Source organism: Aquimarina rhabdastrellae (assembly GCA_947387485.1).
In the GTDB taxonomy this organism is placed as follows: Bacteria; Bacteroidota; Bacteroidia; order Flavobacteriales; family Flavobacteriaceae; genus Aquimarina.
This window is the reverse complement of sequence record CANDNT010000031.1, coordinates 1-17,844: the sequence shown is the minus strand read 5'-3', so window position 1 is coordinate 17,844 and position 17,844 is coordinate 1. Positions and strand designations below refer to the sequence as shown.

15 protein-coding genes and 1 pseudogene are annotated in these 17,844 nt (G+C 30.2%); 11 read left to right on the top strand and 5 right to left on the bottom strand.

What is annotated here, in order from left to right:
- The first annotated feature begins 99 nt into the window (after nucleotides 1–99).
- Together ACYEKI_RS20850 and ACYEKI_RS20845 are read left to right on the top strand one after the other, a co-directional pair.
- On the top strand, nucleotides 100–849 hold the full coding sequence (locus ACYEKI_RS20850) for a hypothetical protein (protein ID WP_459213151.1): 750 nt from the start codon (nucleotides 100–102) through the stop codon (nucleotides 847–849).
- Between the two features lie 55 nt (nucleotides 850–904).
- Nucleotides 905–1,426: a hypothetical protein gene (locus ACYEKI_RS20845; RefSeq protein WP_459213150.1), complete on the top strand. Its 522-nt coding sequence runs from the start codon at nucleotides 905–907 to the stop codon at nucleotides 1,424–1,426.
- A 178-nt stretch (nucleotides 1,427–1,604) separates the two neighbouring features.
- On the opposite strand, the pseudogene ACYEKI_RS20840 reads toward ACYEKI_RS20845, so the two are convergent.
- Nucleotides 1,605–3,083, bottom strand: a pseudogene (locus tag ACYEKI_RS20840) (IS1182 family transposase); the annotation flags it as partial.
- A gap of 199 nt (nucleotides 3,084–3,282) precedes the next feature.
- Here ACYEKI_RS20840 and ACYEKI_RS20835 point away from each other — a divergent pair.
- From ACYEKI_RS20835 to ACYEKI_RS20820, 4 genes are all read left to right on the top strand, one after another.
- On the top strand, nucleotides 3,283–4,167 hold the full coding sequence (locus tag ACYEKI_RS20835) for a hypothetical protein (RefSeq protein WP_459213149.1): 885 nt from the start codon (nucleotides 3,283–3,285) through the stop codon (nucleotides 4,165–4,167).
- Between the two features lie 387 nt (nucleotides 4,168–4,554).
- A complete protein-coding gene (locus tag ACYEKI_RS20830) occupies nucleotides 4,555–5,307 on the top strand; it encodes a hypothetical protein (RefSeq protein WP_459213148.1) in 753 nt (250 codons plus the stop codon).
- Between the two features lie 954 nt (nucleotides 5,308–6,261).
- Nucleotides 6,262–6,879 carry a hypothetical protein gene (locus ACYEKI_RS20825; protein ID WP_459213147.1) on the top strand — a complete coding sequence of 206 codons (618 nt, stop codon included), beginning with the start codon at nucleotides 6,262–6,264 and terminating at the stop codon, nucleotides 6,877–6,879.
- A 229-nt stretch (nucleotides 6,880–7,108) separates the two neighbouring features.
- Nucleotides 7,109–8,560: a caspase family protein gene (locus ACYEKI_RS20820; protein ID WP_459213146.1), complete on the top strand. Its 1,452-nt coding sequence runs from the start codon at nucleotides 7,109–7,111 to the stop codon at nucleotides 8,558–8,560.
- A 77-nt stretch (nucleotides 8,561–8,637) separates the two neighbouring features.
- On the opposite strand, the gene ACYEKI_RS20815 is transcribed toward ACYEKI_RS20820, so the two are convergent.
- Nucleotides 8,638–9,168, bottom strand: coding sequence for a hypothetical protein (locus tag ACYEKI_RS20815; protein ID WP_459213145.1), 531 nt, complete (start codon nucleotides 9,166–9,168; stop codon nucleotides 8,638–8,640).
- 151 nt (nucleotides 9,169–9,319) lie between these two features.
- Here ACYEKI_RS20815 and ACYEKI_RS20810 point away from each other — a divergent pair, with 151 nt between their 5' ends.
- The 5 genes from ACYEKI_RS20810 (at nucleotide 9,320) to ACYEKI_RS20790 (ending at nucleotide 13,610) form a co-directional block, all read left to right on the top strand.
- Nucleotides 9,320–9,877, top strand: a complete 558-nt coding sequence (locus ACYEKI_RS20810; protein ID WP_459213144.1) for a hypothetical protein — start codon at nucleotides 9,320–9,322, stop codon at nucleotides 9,875–9,877.
- 39 nt (nucleotides 9,878–9,916) lie between these two features.
- Entirely contained in the window at nucleotides 9,917–10,429 is a 513-nt protein-coding gene (locus tag ACYEKI_RS20805) for a hypothetical protein (RefSeq protein ID WP_459213143.1), read from the top strand.
- A 211-nt stretch (nucleotides 10,430–10,640) separates the two neighbouring features.
- Nucleotides 10,641–11,345, top strand: a complete 705-nt coding sequence (locus ACYEKI_RS20800; protein ID WP_459213142.1) for a hypothetical protein — start codon at nucleotides 10,641–10,643, stop codon at nucleotides 11,343–11,345.
- 13 nt (nucleotides 11,346–11,358) lie between these two features.
- Complete coding sequence (locus ACYEKI_RS20795) at nucleotides 11,359–12,375, top strand: hypothetical protein (RefSeq protein ID WP_459213141.1); 1,017 nt, start codon at nucleotides 11,359–11,361, stop codon at nucleotides 12,373–12,375.
- A 734-nt stretch (nucleotides 12,376–13,109) separates the two neighbouring features.
- Nucleotides 13,110–13,610 (top strand): CAP domain-containing protein, encoded by a 501-nt coding sequence (locus ACYEKI_RS20790; RefSeq protein WP_459213140.1) that lies wholly within the window; start codon nucleotides 13,110–13,112, stop codon nucleotides 13,608–13,610.
- A gap of 7 nt (nucleotides 13,611–13,617) precedes the next feature.
- Here ACYEKI_RS20790 and ACYEKI_RS20785 read toward each other — a convergent pair whose 3' ends face one another.
- From ACYEKI_RS20785 to ACYEKI_RS20775, 3 genes are all read right to left on the bottom strand, one after another.
- Complete coding sequence (locus ACYEKI_RS20785) at nucleotides 13,618–15,546, bottom strand: OmpA family protein (protein ID WP_459213139.1); 1,929 nt, start codon at nucleotides 15,544–15,546, stop codon at nucleotides 13,618–13,620.
- A 10-nt stretch (nucleotides 15,547–15,556) separates the two neighbouring features.
- Nucleotides 15,557–16,471, bottom strand: coding sequence for a PorP/SprF family type IX secretion system membrane protein (locus tag ACYEKI_RS20780; RefSeq protein ID WP_459213138.1), 915 nt, complete (start codon nucleotides 16,469–16,471; stop codon nucleotides 15,557–15,559).
- An 11-nt stretch (nucleotides 16,472–16,482) separates the two neighbouring features.
- Nucleotides 16,483–17,844, bottom strand: a 1,362-nt coding sequence (locus ACYEKI_RS20775; RefSeq protein ID WP_459213137.1) for a T9SS type B sorting domain-containing protein, incomplete at its 5' end; no start/stop codon positions are given.

The window sequence follows — 17,844 nt, the reverse complement described above, 5'->3', positions numbered from 1 at the left end:
AGGGGGCACTGATAGTTCTAAAATATTAATATCTTTAGAAGATATAACAGACTAGAACTATCAGGTTCTACTCTACTGGTGCATTAAAAAATGACGTAGATGAAGCTTTTTGGAAAGTTTAGAAATAAAAAAAAGGTAATAGATGAATCGCCTGAATTAAAAAGAGGTGAATTCAAGAAAATACTATTACCAATTATGGAAAAACATTTTCCTGATTTTCAATTTACTTCCTATAAAAATCAGTATTACTCGTTTCAGCGAACGAGACTGATTGATGACCTGAAAGTATTCGAGAGTTTTGATATAGGATTTACTTTAAAGGATAAATTTTGCACTTGCTCTGTATCGTCAAGACTTAATCCATTCTTCATTGACACTAGTGGATACAACACTGGTTGGATTAATCCTCATTGTAATTTAATTATTCTAAAACGAGGCACAAGAATTACTCCACTTGAAGAAGCTTATTATTATCATAATAGCCGAATTGAGACCACGACAAGAGTAATCAATGAAATTGTTTCGGATTTAGAAAAATACGGAGTGGCATTTCTGAATAATCAAATGAATAATTTAAATACGAATCCATTAATTGTTGAGGGTTTGAGATTATTCAAATCACTTAACCTTGATGCTGCGGAGTTAAAAAAAGAGATTGAATCAGAACAAAGAGTAAATGGACATGTAATCACAAGGCTCAAGCACCCGGTCTATAAAGAACTTAAAGAGTCTTTACAGAAATTATATGGAATATCAAGAGAAAATAGAAAAGAGATTCCAAGGCTTGCTTACGAGCTGATTGAAATGATAATTTATAAGGAAAAAACGCCACCACAACAAGGTGTATAATGCATGCAAAGCACGCACCATACATTAAACGTTAGCATTAATTAGCAAAGCCTGAATGTTAGGAATTGAAAAATATGAGTTGAATTACCTCAATAGCATTGAGGAGGTGAAAAAACTGCATAAAAAAACTTTTAATCAATTGATTGGAAAGTCAATTGACTCGTATTTTGTTCAATGGAACCAAAATGAAAACAATTGGAACGAAGATGGTCCAATAATTTTGCTAATTGACAAAAAACAATATGAATTTACGGCGTATCAATTAGAATATAGTTTGACTATTGATAAAATTGACCAGACTGATAAGTTAGACTGGTATGGATCGGGAAATGAAATGCCACTGGAGTGGACTAAAAATGCTTTTGAAAATATTAATTCAATACTCAATAAACCGATAACCAAAATTTACGGACTTGAATATGGACAAGAATCGAGTTTTCATATTGTTGGCTTTGAGTTTGAATTTGAGGAAGTAAGTGATTGTCTGCATATATCAAATGGACTTGATTGTAATACAATGAAACTTTACAGAACTGTACCAAATGATAGAAATAAACGAATTGAAATAAAAAAATGATAACACAGGTAATCGTTGCACAAGTCAATAATTATAAAATATAAAGAAGAAGAAAAGCTCTTTAAAAGGGTTTTTCTTATGAGATAAGGATATTTAATTGATAAAATTAAAGTTCCTTAAAAGAGATATAATACGCTCCTAATTCAACATATAGAGATTTATAACTAGGTGTTTTGATTTTAGCAATACTCTTGCTCAGATTTTTAGAGAATTTCAAGTATTTTTTGAGATTATATGCAATAGCAGAAAGCATCATCACCTTACTGGCTTGTTGTATACCTATAGTATTGATCTTTCTCAATTCCATAAATTGAGTTAGCGTTCCAAAGACTAGTTCAACTGTACTTTGCCTTTTTCGCTTCATATATTTTCCTTTCTTGCTATGTACTCTAGTTTTATTTCGTTCGTATTGTTCACGATAATAGGTTACAGAAAACTTCTTTTCTTTGGCTGTTTTTCCTAGACATGGTAAAGCTAATGGGCAGTTTTTGCATTGTTTAGAAGAACTACGATATTCTTTCTTTTTAGTTTGCGTCCGATAATCCAAAAATACTTTCTTAAAAGGAATAACCTCTCCCTTAGGACATAGATAATGATCTTGTTCTTTTATATAAGAAAAGCCATCAGGACCACCTTTATATGTTCCATGAGGAGGTATGTAACTATAAATTCTTCTTTGCTCTAAAAAAGCATAAACTTCTCCACTACTATAGCCTGTATCTGCAATAATATTCTCCCAAACAAAGCCTTGTTTCCATAGGCGTTTGTGCAATCTAGAAACTATATCTTCTAGACATTGATTATCTTTTTTATCAGCATGATAAGCCTTTATATCTATAATTACATGATGAGCTGTATCAACACTAAGTTGACTACTATAATTGAGCTTTCTTGCTTTACCAGGTTTTACACTAATTCTAGCGTCAGGATCTGTAGGACTATAATGTGTTTTATTGCTTGTATAGCGACTTCTCTTATTATTGGAGCCTTGACGTTGATTTTGATCTTTAGCCCATTTTTTATTTCTAGCAGTTATACTATTTAATTCTTTGGCATTAGTTGTGATTGTTCTTTGCTGTAAAGTAGCTTTATTTTCTTTAGCTTTTCTAAAAACCTCTTTATCTCTATTACTAATATGTCTGATCTTGGTTAAATGAACATCTAATTCATTAGCAGGAACTTTTAATTCTACAGAATCCATACTAGCATTAGCTTTTATGGGAGCTGAGTCTATGGCTTGAGTATGTCCGCTGACCATATCCTTGTCCACACACAAGGTAAGTATATGAGTAAAGACTTGCTCAAAAACTGCTTCAGGAAAAAGCTGTCGAGTACGACTGATTGAAGAATGTCAAGGAAGCTGTTCATCTAGATCATAATCTAAAAAGTAAAGAATATCTAATCGCATACTACAATGCTCAATAAGCTTACGATCACTAATGATATTTTCTAGATAACCTACTAAACACAATTTGAAAAATACTAAAGGATCAATACTTTTTTGACCACTACTGCCATAAAACTTTTTAGTACTGTCATATAAAAAATCTAAGTGGATAACTTCTTTTAATCGACGATAGAAATTTGTTTTGGCTATACGATCACTCAATTGAAAATAAGTGAATAGTTTTTCTTGATAAATCTTCTTGCCTTGCATACATCAATTTACGAAATAATACTATTTTTATCTAATACTTGTGCAACAGGCACAATGTATAACCGCAATTATGGTGGATTCGGACGTAGTCGAATCCACCATAATTGCTAACGTCTGTTCTAAATCGAAAATTAATTTAACTTTATCCCGTAACTGACGGTTATACGAGACCGTTGTATTGCATTCTGACTAAAACAAAATGAGATTATTCAAAAAAGAAAAATATAAAATTCAATATTTTCTTGATGGAATGGAGTTTGACGGTTCTGATGACTGTAATTATTTCTGTGAATTAACAAGAATGGATAAAGAGGCTACGAAATCTGCTCTCTGTTTTAATAAGTTAACATTTGATAATAAAACAAACAAATTAATCAAAAAGGAAAGATTCTGGGAAGGAAAATTAGATAAAGAAATTCCCTTAACGGATAGTGAAAAAAAATTCCAATTTATTGATTTTGTAATAAAAACACCTGGTCATTTAATGACTGATTCCGAGGGGATAAATTATTTCGGTGGTGATTCTCCCGAAAATCTAATAATACCCAAATTAAATGGAACAACGGTTAGCTATTTAGGAATGATTAGTAAAGAAGAAAAATCATTTGATTGGCTTGACTTTGATTTACATTTAGTCTGCCCTACTTTTTTGGATTTTTCTGAACCAATAAGTATTGACTATTCAAATCCAGATAAACCAATATTTATTGATATAGATCAGATAGAAAATAATGATTTCTGTGATTTGGAAGCAATGAAAAATATTGACCCGTATGCATTCTATACAAAACAAAATTTTTCTTTTAGAAAGACCAATAAAAGAAATGTAGTTGAAAAATCGATAGAAGGATATTTTGGAATTCCTGATTGGGATCACGAACCTTTTTTACCTTATTGTTCGAAAACTGGAAAGAAGATGAAGTTTATATTAAACACTGTTTGGATAAATTCTAAACTTGTAACTGAAATTCCAGATTCTATTAATCAAGGAGGAGATTCTGATTTATTTTTCAGTGATGGTAATTTGCATATCTTCTTTCAACCTGAATCGAAAGTATTGACTTATTTTGCTCAATACTCTTAAAAATAATAACGCAATACAACAAGATGTAAAAATGCATTAAAACGCATTTTAAACAAACAGTTAACGCTACTCCACTCTATATCTTGACTAAATAACTGAATTGATAACTTAGACTGGAATCGTTGAAAACAATTGGACAAAACTCTGACTGAAAAAAGTATAATTCTTTTGGGTAAGATTTTTTAAAATTTGGAACTATTAAATAAGAACAAGGCATACTTGCTGCAAAACAGCACTTGTAGCTATAAAATATAACAACGTGTATAGTTCATTGCATCGGAATTTCATGCTGAAATTCTCTCGTAGCTGAACTTAGATTTTAGCTTTTTACTATTTTAGTAAATGCAACAAACCATACACAAAAAGTTGTAAGTAATTCTCAAAAAAATGGAAAAAGCAATTGGTATTTTGATACCTATAGAAAATGATTATGTTGAAAGCCCTAACATTATATATTCTGATGATTTAGACTCAATTTGTTTTCCTACAGAGGATGAAAAATATGGACGAATCACTTTTGAAAAGTTAGATTCTTTAAGAGTTTCTCGAGGTGAATATATCCCTTACGAATGGGATTGGAAAGAAGATGAACCATATTATTGGGTTTATAAAATTGAGAATTCTAATTGGTTAAAAGAACGCTATACTTACGAAAAGAAACATTACGGAGATTGTTACGGGTTCGGTGGAGATGTAAATGAAATGTTGACTGACTTTAGTCATTATTTGTTTAAATTTCACGATGAATTTATAGAAGTCATATCGAGAGGTTTTTGGTTTGAAAAAGATGAAAAGCCTTTAATTAATCAACCTATTTTAAATAGTCATCCTAATTTAAAAATCAATAGCAGTAATTCTGAAATTTTGAAAATCAAAAGAGTTAACTGTAAAATAGTAAGGAATGAACTTCCTTTAGAAAACATTGAAGTAAATAGCAAATTCCACAGACAAAGACTTTTTGAGTTCTATAAAGAAGATGCTAAAAATGAATTCTCAGAAATATTTACAGTTTATATATTTCAACGAAATCAAGAAACGCATAGTTGTATAAGTGGATTTTTTGGAAAAGAAATATTCGTAAAAAAAGGAATTATTACAATGGAGGAAATAAGACCATTTCTGAAAAATGAAATAAAATAAAACTACTTACAACATTGGTAACTCTTGCACAAGTCAATAATTATAAAATATAAAGAAGGAAAAAAACTCTTTAAAAGGGCTTTTCTTATAAGATTAGGAACTTTAATTGATAAAATTAAAGTTCCTTAAAAGAGATATAATACGTTCCTAATTCAACACATAGAGATTTATAAATAAGTGTTTTGATTTTGGCAATACTCTTACTCAGGTTTTTAGAGAATTTCAAGTATTTTTTGAGATTATACGCAATAATAGAAGAAGCAAATATTCTACTAATCGAAAGCAATAATTTTGGTTACACCTATCACTAGGCTAAAATTCTAGGAGTACATCAAATGTTTGATAATGTATCGAAATGTATTTTTACTAAAATGTAAGTGCTTGATTTATAGTATAAAACAAAAAGTCGCTTCATTTTAATAACCCGGAGGTCACGGGTTCAACTCCCGTTCTCGCTACTAATTAAAATTAAACCACTGAATTTCAGTGGTTTTTGTTTTTATAAAACCTCTATTTTACTGAGATAATCAGCAAAACCCTCGGGATTGTAAAACGACTACTCCATTATTTTAAATAACATAAAATCAATAAGATATATCTGGTGGTGGTTATTAGTATTACTCTACTGTACACTTTTTATGTACACCTTTTGTTTAAATTGACGTATTTTGAAGACTTAAAATTTTACTTCTGAATATCAATTACTATTATTAACAATCAAAAAGCCCTTCCCTAACCTCTAACTATTCATTCACTTATTCAAAGAACAATATAGATTTAAGATATGTTCAGATTTTGTTGAGACATAGTTGTATAAGAAACAGAAATTTACACACAAGTCGCTCTTAATAACTTTAAATCAATTAGAAATCCACTAGATTTGGGAAAAATATAATAGATATATAGTTACCATGGTAACTATATATAATTGTTGTGTGGCATTAAAAACAGAAAATGGATTGGGAACAAGTAGATAAAGTACTCAAAGAACTAATAAACAATAAGTCAGACATCCGCAGCGGTTATGACCAGATTAAGCAGGTCTTGACCGACAACGACCTGCCTTCCTTAGACATTGATACAGACAGGTTAAAAAAGGAATTCAATGACTGGCTTATAGAAGTGATTGAAAAAGAACCAATACCGAAAAATATTAAGTCCATTTATTTCGGACTTGCAACTATGTCGTTTCCAGAGATTGATAACGGTAAAGAAAAAACGACTGCCTACATTGCTGGTTCAAAATTGACACCTTCAGAAGACGCAGACTGGGCTTGTGATACAGAATATTTTCCGAACAAACGATATGTTTTATTTGCCGACTTTGAAAAAATAGACGTAATGATAAAGAGCAATGAGAAACTAAGCGGAGATTATGAAGTATTGGTTTTCAACGGAGTTTTAAATTTACTTGTTCTTAATTCTATAAGCGACTTGAAGGGCAGACTGCTAACTTATCAGGACAAAAAACTTGGACTATTTAAAACTGAAAAGAGACGAGATAGTTTACATTTTGGAGCTGGATTCGACTCTGGAGATGTTTACTTACTTGGAGAACTGAAAAATGAATAAAAAACGCCACACAACACTGTATATAGCAAATAGGGCGTTTGCTGATTAAGAAAGTTCAGTGGTTATTTGAAACACCGCCAAATCGTTGATTTGGCTTTTAAGAATGAATAAATTAAAAACAAAATACAACGTTTTGGCTCAGAGCAAACCCGAAAGTTTATCGCTTTCTACTGCCCTACTTGCCATATACTAAACGTTAGCTGCAAGCTGAAAAAACATAATCGAATAAATGAAAACATTAGCCTTGGTAATTGGAAATAACAATTACTACGATAAATATAAATTGGATAACGCTTTAAACGATGCTCACAGTATTAAGCAGGTTTTTGAAAAATTAGGCTATGATGTTATTTTCTGCGAAAACGGTAATTCTCAAAAAATTGTAGAACTTCTTACGGAGTTTGAAGACAGAATTAAGAATTACGATGCAACAATATTTTATTTTGCAGGTCACGGATTTGAAGTTGAAGGAGAAAATTACTTAGCGTTTACAGAATGCCAAATTGACTTACCAAACACCTATCATTGTAAACAAACTTGTATCCAACTAACTGACTTACTCTCAATTTATAAAAACAATTCAAACAAAATAAACATTGCCATTATTGACGCTTGTAGAAGAAGTTTTGAGCGTGGAGGAATTATTGCAACTAGTCCAATCCAAGCTCCAAAAGGAACTTTAATAGCTTTCTCAACTTCACCAAATGACGGTGCAAGTGATGTAGGTTATGAAGGGAACAGTATCTTCACAGGTTCATTATTGAAATATATAGGACGAGAAAGACTTTCCGTTGAGGAATTATTTAAAAAAGTCAGAAAGACTGTGTTTAATTTAAGTAGTGGCAAACAGACTACGTGGGAACACACCTCTTTAATTGGAGATTTCTATTTCAATAATGGGCAAATGGTTCATTCTGTTTCTATTCCATATTCAGAAGATGTTGTGAAAGATGTCAATTATGTCAAAAATGACGAATTCGGTATGCTAATCAAAAAAATAAAATCCTACGATTGGAATATCCAGAATCCTGCAATTTATGACGTATTGAAAATCCCTAAAAATTCATTGGATAAAAACCAAATGTTTATTCTAGGTAGAAATTTGTTGCAATCGAGTGGAGCTGCATTTAACGCTGTGGAATTTATGCAAGATTTAGATAGTAACTTAAAAAAATATTCCGAACCTGATGGAGAAAATCACCTCTTAAATGGAATACTCTTTGAAATATACTTCAATCCACAAGCAGAATTTAGAAAGCATAAAACTAAAACACATTATTTTGAAGAAATATTGTCGTTAAGAAGTAGTCCTTCATTCAAAAAGTCATTTGATTTTATTAGAAACTTATTGATTTCTACCAATTACGATTTAATTTATTTACCAAATGAAAAAGATGAAATAATTGATATAGATGTCTTAGCGAACAGTAAAAAAATTACTAATAATTTTGATATTGAAACCGAATATCAACTAATAAATAAAATTACTTATAACGGTATTGACATAATAAAAGATATTGCAACTTATGATATATATGGTGCAACTGAATTAGGTTTGAAAACGGTGGTAGCGAATTACCTATCAGCACCGATTGATTTAGTTCAAATTAACTCAAATTTAGAGCTTAAAAAAATCGCTATTGTTAAACCGATTGAAGAAGAAGATTTAATAAAATGGTAAAAAAAGCCAGCAGCTAATCGAGTAGACGGATCTCTTCTTTAAAGAAGAGATCCGTCTACTCGATTGTAGCACGTTTTTTAATTCATTTTTTCGTTTTCCAATTCCGCAAAATTTTGCTTGTCCGTTGGTTCAATATCTACTAATTCAAATCGGGTTTTTTCTAATTTGTCAAAATCCACTTGACTTAAATATAGGTCAACCACTTTTCGGTCAATCATTATTTTTCCTCCACCTGCCCAATGTCTGTCAGTTTCATTTTTAGAATATATTTTTCCGATTGTCAGATTGGGATTCCAATTTCTTAAATTATCTATTTCTTGTTCATCTGGACTTTCAATTATAACTCCGACATAAGGTTTGCCTTCGGCAACTCTAATTCCTGCATCAATTCCTTTTATTCTTCGCTCTAAAATTTGTCCGTTAAAGTCAAATTTGATTAAATCTCCAGTAAGAATATTAGCTCCAGGAAATTCTACTTCGTTCTTGTCAAAGTATTTTGCTTCTTTGATTTCTATTCTTTTCTCATCTTGTGCGTAAGTGTTTTGTACACCAAGTAGTGATAAAAGAATAAATGAAAGCAAAGTATATATTGTTTTATGATGTTTCAAATCGAAAATTTTGATAAAAAAAATGAAATAGTCTTTCCATCAACTTGTTTTAGGAGAAATTTAAGAGCATAAGAAGTTTTTTTAATATTTAAGGGTAAGAAAATATTTAACTATGAACTAAAGAGTATATAACTTTAAAAATAATTTAACAATGAAAAGATTATCCAATTTACTTATGGTACTATTATTAGTATTTACAATCTCATGTGAAACTGATAAAACAGAATTAACCCTAGAGGAAGTTAATCAAGAACGATTGACAAGTCAAGAATCACCTCTTACATATTCTACTTACATGGAAGAAGGTACACAAGAACTAGTAATTAAGAATTTTGATGCTAAGCAAAATTCTAGATTAGAAAGTTTGCTTATTGAGAAAATTAAATCTACTACTAATGGAAAAGTGTTAGCATTAACAGATTTTGAATTAACTCCATTTGATGCTAAGAATCAAGAAGAACAATATTTGTTTTTTACTGTTAAAATAGAAAATGATTTTGATTCAACAATTGGATTAAAGATAAGCAAAGACTTAATGGTTCAAGATTTCAACGATATTGTGTTTAATTCTTTTGGAACTATTTATAAATGTATTGGTAACCCTTGTTCAAGATGTAGGTTTATAGTTTATGGAGGGGGACCTCAAGGTTGCGCTTGTGGTGCTGGTACGCAATGCGATTTTGTAACTATAGACGATCCAAAAGAATAATAAGCAAAAGTTGAAAGAAAAGAATTAAAATTAGAAATTATGAGAAAAATATTTTTTATAGCAATACTAGGAATGGTATCATTATTTAGTTGTGATACAGAAAAAAATGAAGACAATAATTTAGATTTTAACCCAATCATCGAGGTTTCAGATTATTTTGATATAAGTGAAAATAATGTATCACTTAAAAACACAGACTCAAATAAAGCCAAAGAATTAGAAAGTCTATTAACTACGTTTGCTAGAAACGCAATTTTAGAAAACGCAAATGCAATATATGATTTTGAAATTGTAGATTTATTTAATAAAGATTCATCAAAGAAATACTTGTTATTTAGGGTTGGTGATGATGTTGAAACTATTAATGTAGCTTTTGAAATGAATAATGATGTGTCAAGTTTTGATGACGTAAATACATCATCATTTGGCGGAGAATTCCATTTGTGCCAAGGAAATTGTAGTCCTTGTGGATTTCACACATCAAAAGGTCAAATTATTGGTTGTCAATGCGCTTGTAACCATACTATTTTATGGTGGGATGGTATTAAATAAAACCAATTAACTAATTATGAAGTTACAGCGATGACTATAGAAGAACTTCATAAGCTTTTTAAGTCATCAGAGAAACGTAAAAGCAAGCAATTAGTAATCTTAGAGCAATATTTTCCATATTTTGCCGGGTCGTTGGCAGTAATTAGAAATGAAGCATATAAAAAAGAAATTTTTGATATAAAAAGATGTAACCGACGATGGTTATGAATTTATGATTAATCAAAAACCAACTCAAGAATCAATAAATAAATTTAAAGCTGGAGACTTTAAAGATTATATACCTCATATTCTGACCGACAAACAAACCTTTATCCAATGTTTTAAATATAACGACAGAAAGAAAACATATATAATTCCTGAACCAAACCCAATTGTTATTTATTTTTCGAATGCACAAGTGAATTTAGCTGATATAAAGGAAAGTAGAGAAAAATTAATGAAAGCATTAAATTATGGGAAAGGAGATTTGGGTAATGCAATGAATTCTTTTTATAATTTCTTCGGACACGTTTCCAATTATGTAACATCTCTTTTTAACTCATTAGAAACGTTTTTGAACCATCAAATACCCAATGATTTTGAGTATAGACGTGTTTTAAAAAAGAATACTGAAATCTATAATAAGGAACAAATTCAATTTGAGGAAAAAATTAAGAAAGTTATCCCTCAAGTAAAAAACAAAAGCTTTCACAGACATCACGGGCATAAGTTTGAAACAATCATAAGATTTAAAGATTTTAGAGATGAAATTGTACACACGAAGGTAGACCGAAAGACAGCACCAAATTATTATAAAGAGTTATTCACTAAATCACTTGACTTTGATTATATAAAGACAATTTATACTGTGAGAGACTATCTGAATTATTATGAGCCTGAACTAATTGTTAAATGTGACTGTGGAACCGACTATTAAATAACGTAATAATATGATTTGTGAACTTTGTAAAGAAAGAGAAGCCAATAAAAAGAATACACACTATTTAACAGATTCAATTATAAGAACCTGCCTGAATTTAGACGGAGCAAATGAAAGAGAAGCTGGTTATTATTTTGACGTATCAAATAATACACCATTTGTTGACTTTAATTTTCAACGAGGTACTTCAATTCTAAAATTAGAAGAATCTTTGGGCAGGCAAGCGACAGAAGAAGAAATTGAAAAAGCTAAAGAAATACCATTTTCCGTCGATTATGTTTTTTGCTCGCATTGTGAAGATATTTTCACAAGTATTGAAACACCATTTATAGAAACTATTCTTCCGCAATTCAGGCAATCTGACTTGACAGGTATGAACCAAATTGAATTAGCACAAAACAAAATAATCAAACTCTTCTTTTACTTACAAGTTTGGCGAACAGCAATATGTGAAGATGTTTATAACTTGAGTGAAGACACAATGGAAAGCTTACGGTTAACAATGCTTAATTCGGATTCAATAGATAATTGTGATATACCAAATTTTCCATTTCACATAACATATTTACAAACAGTTGGAGAAGCGTCAGCTTACACTAATAATTTTGTTGGTTGTACAAGTGATAGAAATCCAAACATCATTTTTATGAATGATTTTGTGATTCAGTTTTTCGAAGCAGAAAATTTGATTAAAACAATAGAATTTTATGGTCTTAATCAATCTAACGATTTAGAACAGTTTATTAATACGGATAATGATAGCATTAATGTAAAGGTTTTACCAAATCAAAGTAGATTGGATTTAGTTAGTCGTATAAATAGAGAGGAAAAAATTCAAAAATCTATTTCCTATTTCGTGGAAACGTTCGCTAAACAATGGTTTATAATTTTTGGAGGTTTCCCGAACCAATATTTGACTCAAGAATATTTACAGTTCATATCAGCTGGAGGATTTGACATTTTAAAATATACACAAGAAAGTATTGTGGAAAAAACAACTGAATTTATTGACTCAAAATTAAAATAACTACTGCCAACAATGGTAATCGTTGCACAAGTCGATAATTATAAAATATAAAGAAGGAAAAAAGCTCTCAAAAAGAGGTGTAATAAGATAAGACTCTACTAATCGAAAGCAATAATTATTCTTAAACCAATAACTAACCTAGTATTCTAGGAGTACACTAAAGAGTACACTTTATAAGTACATCAAATGTATGATAATGTATCGAAATGTATTTTTGTTAAAATGTAAATTATTGATTTACAGTTATAAATTAAAAAGTCGCTTCGTTTTCATAACCCGGAGGTCACGGGTTCAACTCCCGTTCTCGCTACAAATTAAAATTAAACCACTGATATTCAGTGGTTTTTGTTTTTATAAAACCTTGGTTTTACTATGATAATCGCCAAAACCCTCTGGATTGTAAAACGACTACTCCATTCTTTTAAATAACATAAAATCAACAAGATATATATATCGATAGTTATTATTATTACTCTACTGTACACTTTTTATGTACACCTTTTGTTCAAAATTGATATATTTTAAATTGCTGACATTTAAGTATTTACGATTTATCCATTAAACTTTATTCAATTTATTTTGTATTTCTATACAAGCATATTATTTCTATCTACTAGTCTTAAATAATTAAATCATTAAATATCAGTGTATTGAAATATATTTTTAACATTTAATTAACATTAATTAAGGTTTTACCATATATTTTCGCATGCCGAAACCCCAATTAAAATATAATGAAATTAAACCTACTTAAAGTAGTTTTAATCTCTCTTACTTATTTAATGTTAAGTTGCTCCAAAGAAGAGATAGAAACTATTGCCCCAGAAGTAACAAATGAAAATGAATTTTTAACATATGATTATACTACAATAGAAGAGGAAATTCTTGAGTTAATTAATGATCATCGTTCTACATTAGGTTTAAGTACCTTAGAGATTATGGATATAGCTTCAGTTGAAGCTCAAAAGCATAATGAGCATATGATTACTAATCAAGAGGTATGTCATGATTATTTTTTTCAAAGAGAACGAATTATTAAAGAAGCAACAAAAGCTACAAATGTTAGTGAAAATGTAGCTTTTGGATATAATAATGCAGCCTCTGTTGTTAATGCTTGGTTAAATAGTCCTGAGCACAAAAAGAATTTAGAAGGTGATCATACATATTTTGGTATTTCTGTTATACAAAATACTGAAGGACGATATTATTTTACTAATATATTCATAGCCGAATAAACACTATTTAATTAAGATTGATAATAATAAATTGTGTTCTTCTATTTTCTTGATGTAAAATTTCGTCACAATCTAATTGTTGATCATTACAATCATTAGATAATTGTCTTTCTCCATATCCAGTATATGAAATTATACGATCTGGAGAAATACCATTATTGATGAGATATTGATAAGTAGCCTTTGCTCTTCTTGAAGATAATTTATCATTATACTTATAAGATCCTCTTGCATCAGCGTGTGATTCTAATTTGATTCTCAATTGAGGATACTCATGTTTTAAAACATCAACTATTTTGTCTAATTCAGCTTTTGCATCTTCTCTAATTATAGCTTTATCAAAATCAAAATAAATCGTATTTAAATCAACATCTGCAAGGATATCAATTTCTGGTATAGGTGTTAATTCTAAATTTTGATTTAACTCTTTATCCAAAATTGTCAATGGTTTAGATGAAATTTCGATAGAATTATCCTGATATTTATCTTTACTAGCTAATAAACTATAATCAGTATTTCTATCAATAGAGATTTCATAATATCCTTTTTGATCTGTAAATACTTCTGCTATGCCAGATTTAGTTTTATTCTTTAATACTACCATAGCATGATCTATAGGTTTATTGTTCAATGCATCTGTAATAAATCCTTTTAATATAAGCTCTGGAATTCGCTCAAAAGCATAGATATCATCATCTCCAATTCCATCCTCTCTATTTGATGCTATATAACCATTAAGCCCTTTATCGTCTATAAAAAATGAAAAATCATCCAGATTACTATTAATTGGTGACCCCAAATTAATGATTCCTGATATCTCGTCATTCTTATCTTTGACAGCTCCAAAAATATCTAAAAGTCCTAATCCTATATGCCCATCTGATGAAAAAAACAATACACCTTCTTCATTTATAAATGGAAACATTTCATTTCCTTTGGTATTAATAATACCTCCTAAATTTTCTGGTTTACCTAATGTTCCGTTAGGAAGTATTTGTACGCGATAAATATCAGACCCTCCATAACCTCCTGGCATATCTGAAGCAAAATACAACATTGATTCATCTTCATTAAAAGCTGGATGTCCTGTCGAAAATTGATCATTATTTATAGGTAAATCCTCTATTTCTTTCCAAACATTATCAATAAATGATGCTCTATAAATCTTTAAATGATTAATACCTTTATCATCTTTTCCTTTTTTACTTCCTAAATAATTGTTTCTAGAAAAATACATGGTATTTCCATTTTTAGAAATGATGACAGGACCATCATGAAATTTAGAATTTACTTTACCTTTTATTTTATTTTTATGGTTTGCAAAACTACTATCTTTATGCACCTTATAAACATCTAAAAATGGTTGACCATTCCATGCGTATATTCGTTTTGTAGAAACCCCTTCATCTCTTGAAGAAGAAAAATACACATGATCATCGTGTTCAAAAGCTCCAAAATCACTAACAATAGAATTAAAAGGACTCAGTTTAACATTATATTGTTTTTTTGCATTAAAAATTTTGGTTGCAAAATTACTTTTCCTTAAAAAACTATTTACGCTAGCATCATTAGGATTAAACTCTTTATATTTCTTAAGCCAAACTCTAGATTCTTTATAACGTTTCACTCCTCTTAAAGCTTGTGCATAACTATAATAATACTCAGACGGAATATCAGGTTCATTTATTATTTGCTCATAAAATTCAATTGCACTTTTTGGATCTCTCATAAGAGCATAACAATCTGCAAGTTTCCTTTTTGCATAATCTGCATTATACTCCTTGTCTATAAGTTGTTTATATAAAGTGCTTGCTTTCGCGAAAGCAAAATTATTGTATAATCGATCTGCTCTTTTTTGCTTGCTATATTGCGCTGTAGCGAAAAATGAAAAAGAACAAACTAAGATCAATATACTATATCTAAAATGTGATTTCATAGCTACAGATTTAAAAATATCGAGGTGATTTAAGTTTCTTTTTTATGAATTTGAATTCATAAATTAATAATACTTCATGAGAACCTGAAGTATACGGTCTTAGGTCAGATATAGGATACTCATAAGCATACCCTACTCTAAATTGCTTTGAGATCTGAAAATCGATTAAACCACCTGCAGCATCATCTACTCTATAAGAGGCTCCAAACCATAGCTTATTATAAAATAAGAAATTTGCAGTAACATCTGTAGAAGCTTTTGCTCCATTAGTGAATTTGAATAATACTGTTGGTTTAAACTTTAGAGATGGATTTAATGTAAAAACATATCCTCCTGTTAAGTAATAATGTACACGTTCTAAAGCAACAAAATCATTTTCTTTATTATAATCGTTATTTATAATACGAGGAGCCGATATACTAGCATACCACTTATGAGAATATAAATGAAATCCTACTCCTACATTTGGTGTCCATCGATTAATTCTATCTTGAAAAAATGGGTCATTAAAAACATCAGGATCATTGAATAATTCTTCATCAATTTTAAAATGACTAGCTCCAGCTTTTAATCCCATTGCCAATAATATATCTGAGTTCATTTGAACTGTATAAGAAAAATCAGCATATAAATAGGAGAAGTTTTCATAACCTGCCCTGTCATTAATAAACGATAATCCTAACCCAACATTCTTTTTACGCAAAGGTGTATGAAACGAAAAGGTTTGTGTAACGGGTCCTCCATTTAAACCAACCCATTGATTTCTATTTAAAGCTATAATACTCATTGCATCTCTACTACCTGCATAAGCTGGATTTATAGAAATCGTATTATACATGTATTGTGTGAATTGAGGGAGCTGTTGTGCATTTCCTATGAAAGAAATACCAATTACTAAAACTGTTATTTGTATTAAATTTTTCATAAATGCATGTATTATTCTGTTCCTAAATATATATATCCACTAATCGGCTCTAAACCGCTATTTCTTATCTCTACAATGTAGTAGTACGTTCCTGAAGGGACTGTATTTGCAGAACCTAAAGCTGAACCTGGCGCTTGCCCATTCCAATCATTTCGATAATTAGTGGCTCGGAAAACCCGTTGTCCCCATCGACTGAATATGGTGACATCAAAAGTGAAATCACAATTTTCTAATCCTTTTATTTCAAAGAATTCATTGAACTGGTCACCATTAGGTGTTACTACTTTTGAGATTTTTAAATCTTCTGAAGAACATGGTAAAGCAATACAATCATCATGTATATCCAATAAGAGTTCATAAGATTTAGGACATGTCGTGTTGGTTACAACATATATGTAAGTATATTGTCCGACAGGTAATGTTGAAGGATCTAGCACACCATCATCTAATGGATAAGAAGGATTTTCTTGCCATTCTCCATTTGCATCTACACCATCTGGTAAAAATGTAATAAGGTTTACAGGAGTATCTTCTATACATAATGAACCTGTAGTTAAAGTTGGTACGTCATCAACTTCTACAATAATTAATTGTTCTATAGTAGTAACATTTCCACATTCATCAATTGCAGTCCATAGTCTTGTAATAGTATAATCTTCTACTAGGTCTCCTTGAGATGAAGATTCTTCAAAAGTAATATCTATATCACTAGAGCAATTATCTATAAATTCAAGATCAGGTATATCTGGTATATTTTCACAATTAACAATGATTTCATTTTCTATATTAGATATTAATTCTGGCGCTATTGTATCTTCTACAGTAATTATCTGTGTATGACTCGTTGTATTATTTGAACAATCCGATACTTCCCATAATCTTGTAATCGTATAATTCGATGCACATCCATCATCTTGTCCTGTGATCGTTTCTGTATAGTTTACACTTACCGATGCATCACAATTATCATTCGCTGTTAAGACTACTGCTGTTGGTATAGCATCACAACTTACTGTTGTATCTGTTGGTAGTGTTTCTACAAATACTGGTGCTGTAGTATCTTCTACAGTAATTATCTGTGTATGACTCGTTGTATTATTTGAACAATCCGATACTTCCCATAATCTTGTAATCGTATAATTCGATGCACATCCATCATCTTGTCCTATGATCGTCTCTGTATAATTTACGCTTACTGATGCATCGCAATTGTCATTCGCTGTTAAGACTACTGCTGTTGGCACCGCATCACAACTTACTGTAACATCAGTTGGTAGTGTTTCAACAAATACTGGTGCAGTGGTGTCTTCTACAGTAATTATTTGAGTATGACTCGTAGTGTTATTTGAACAGTCTGATACTTCCCATAACCT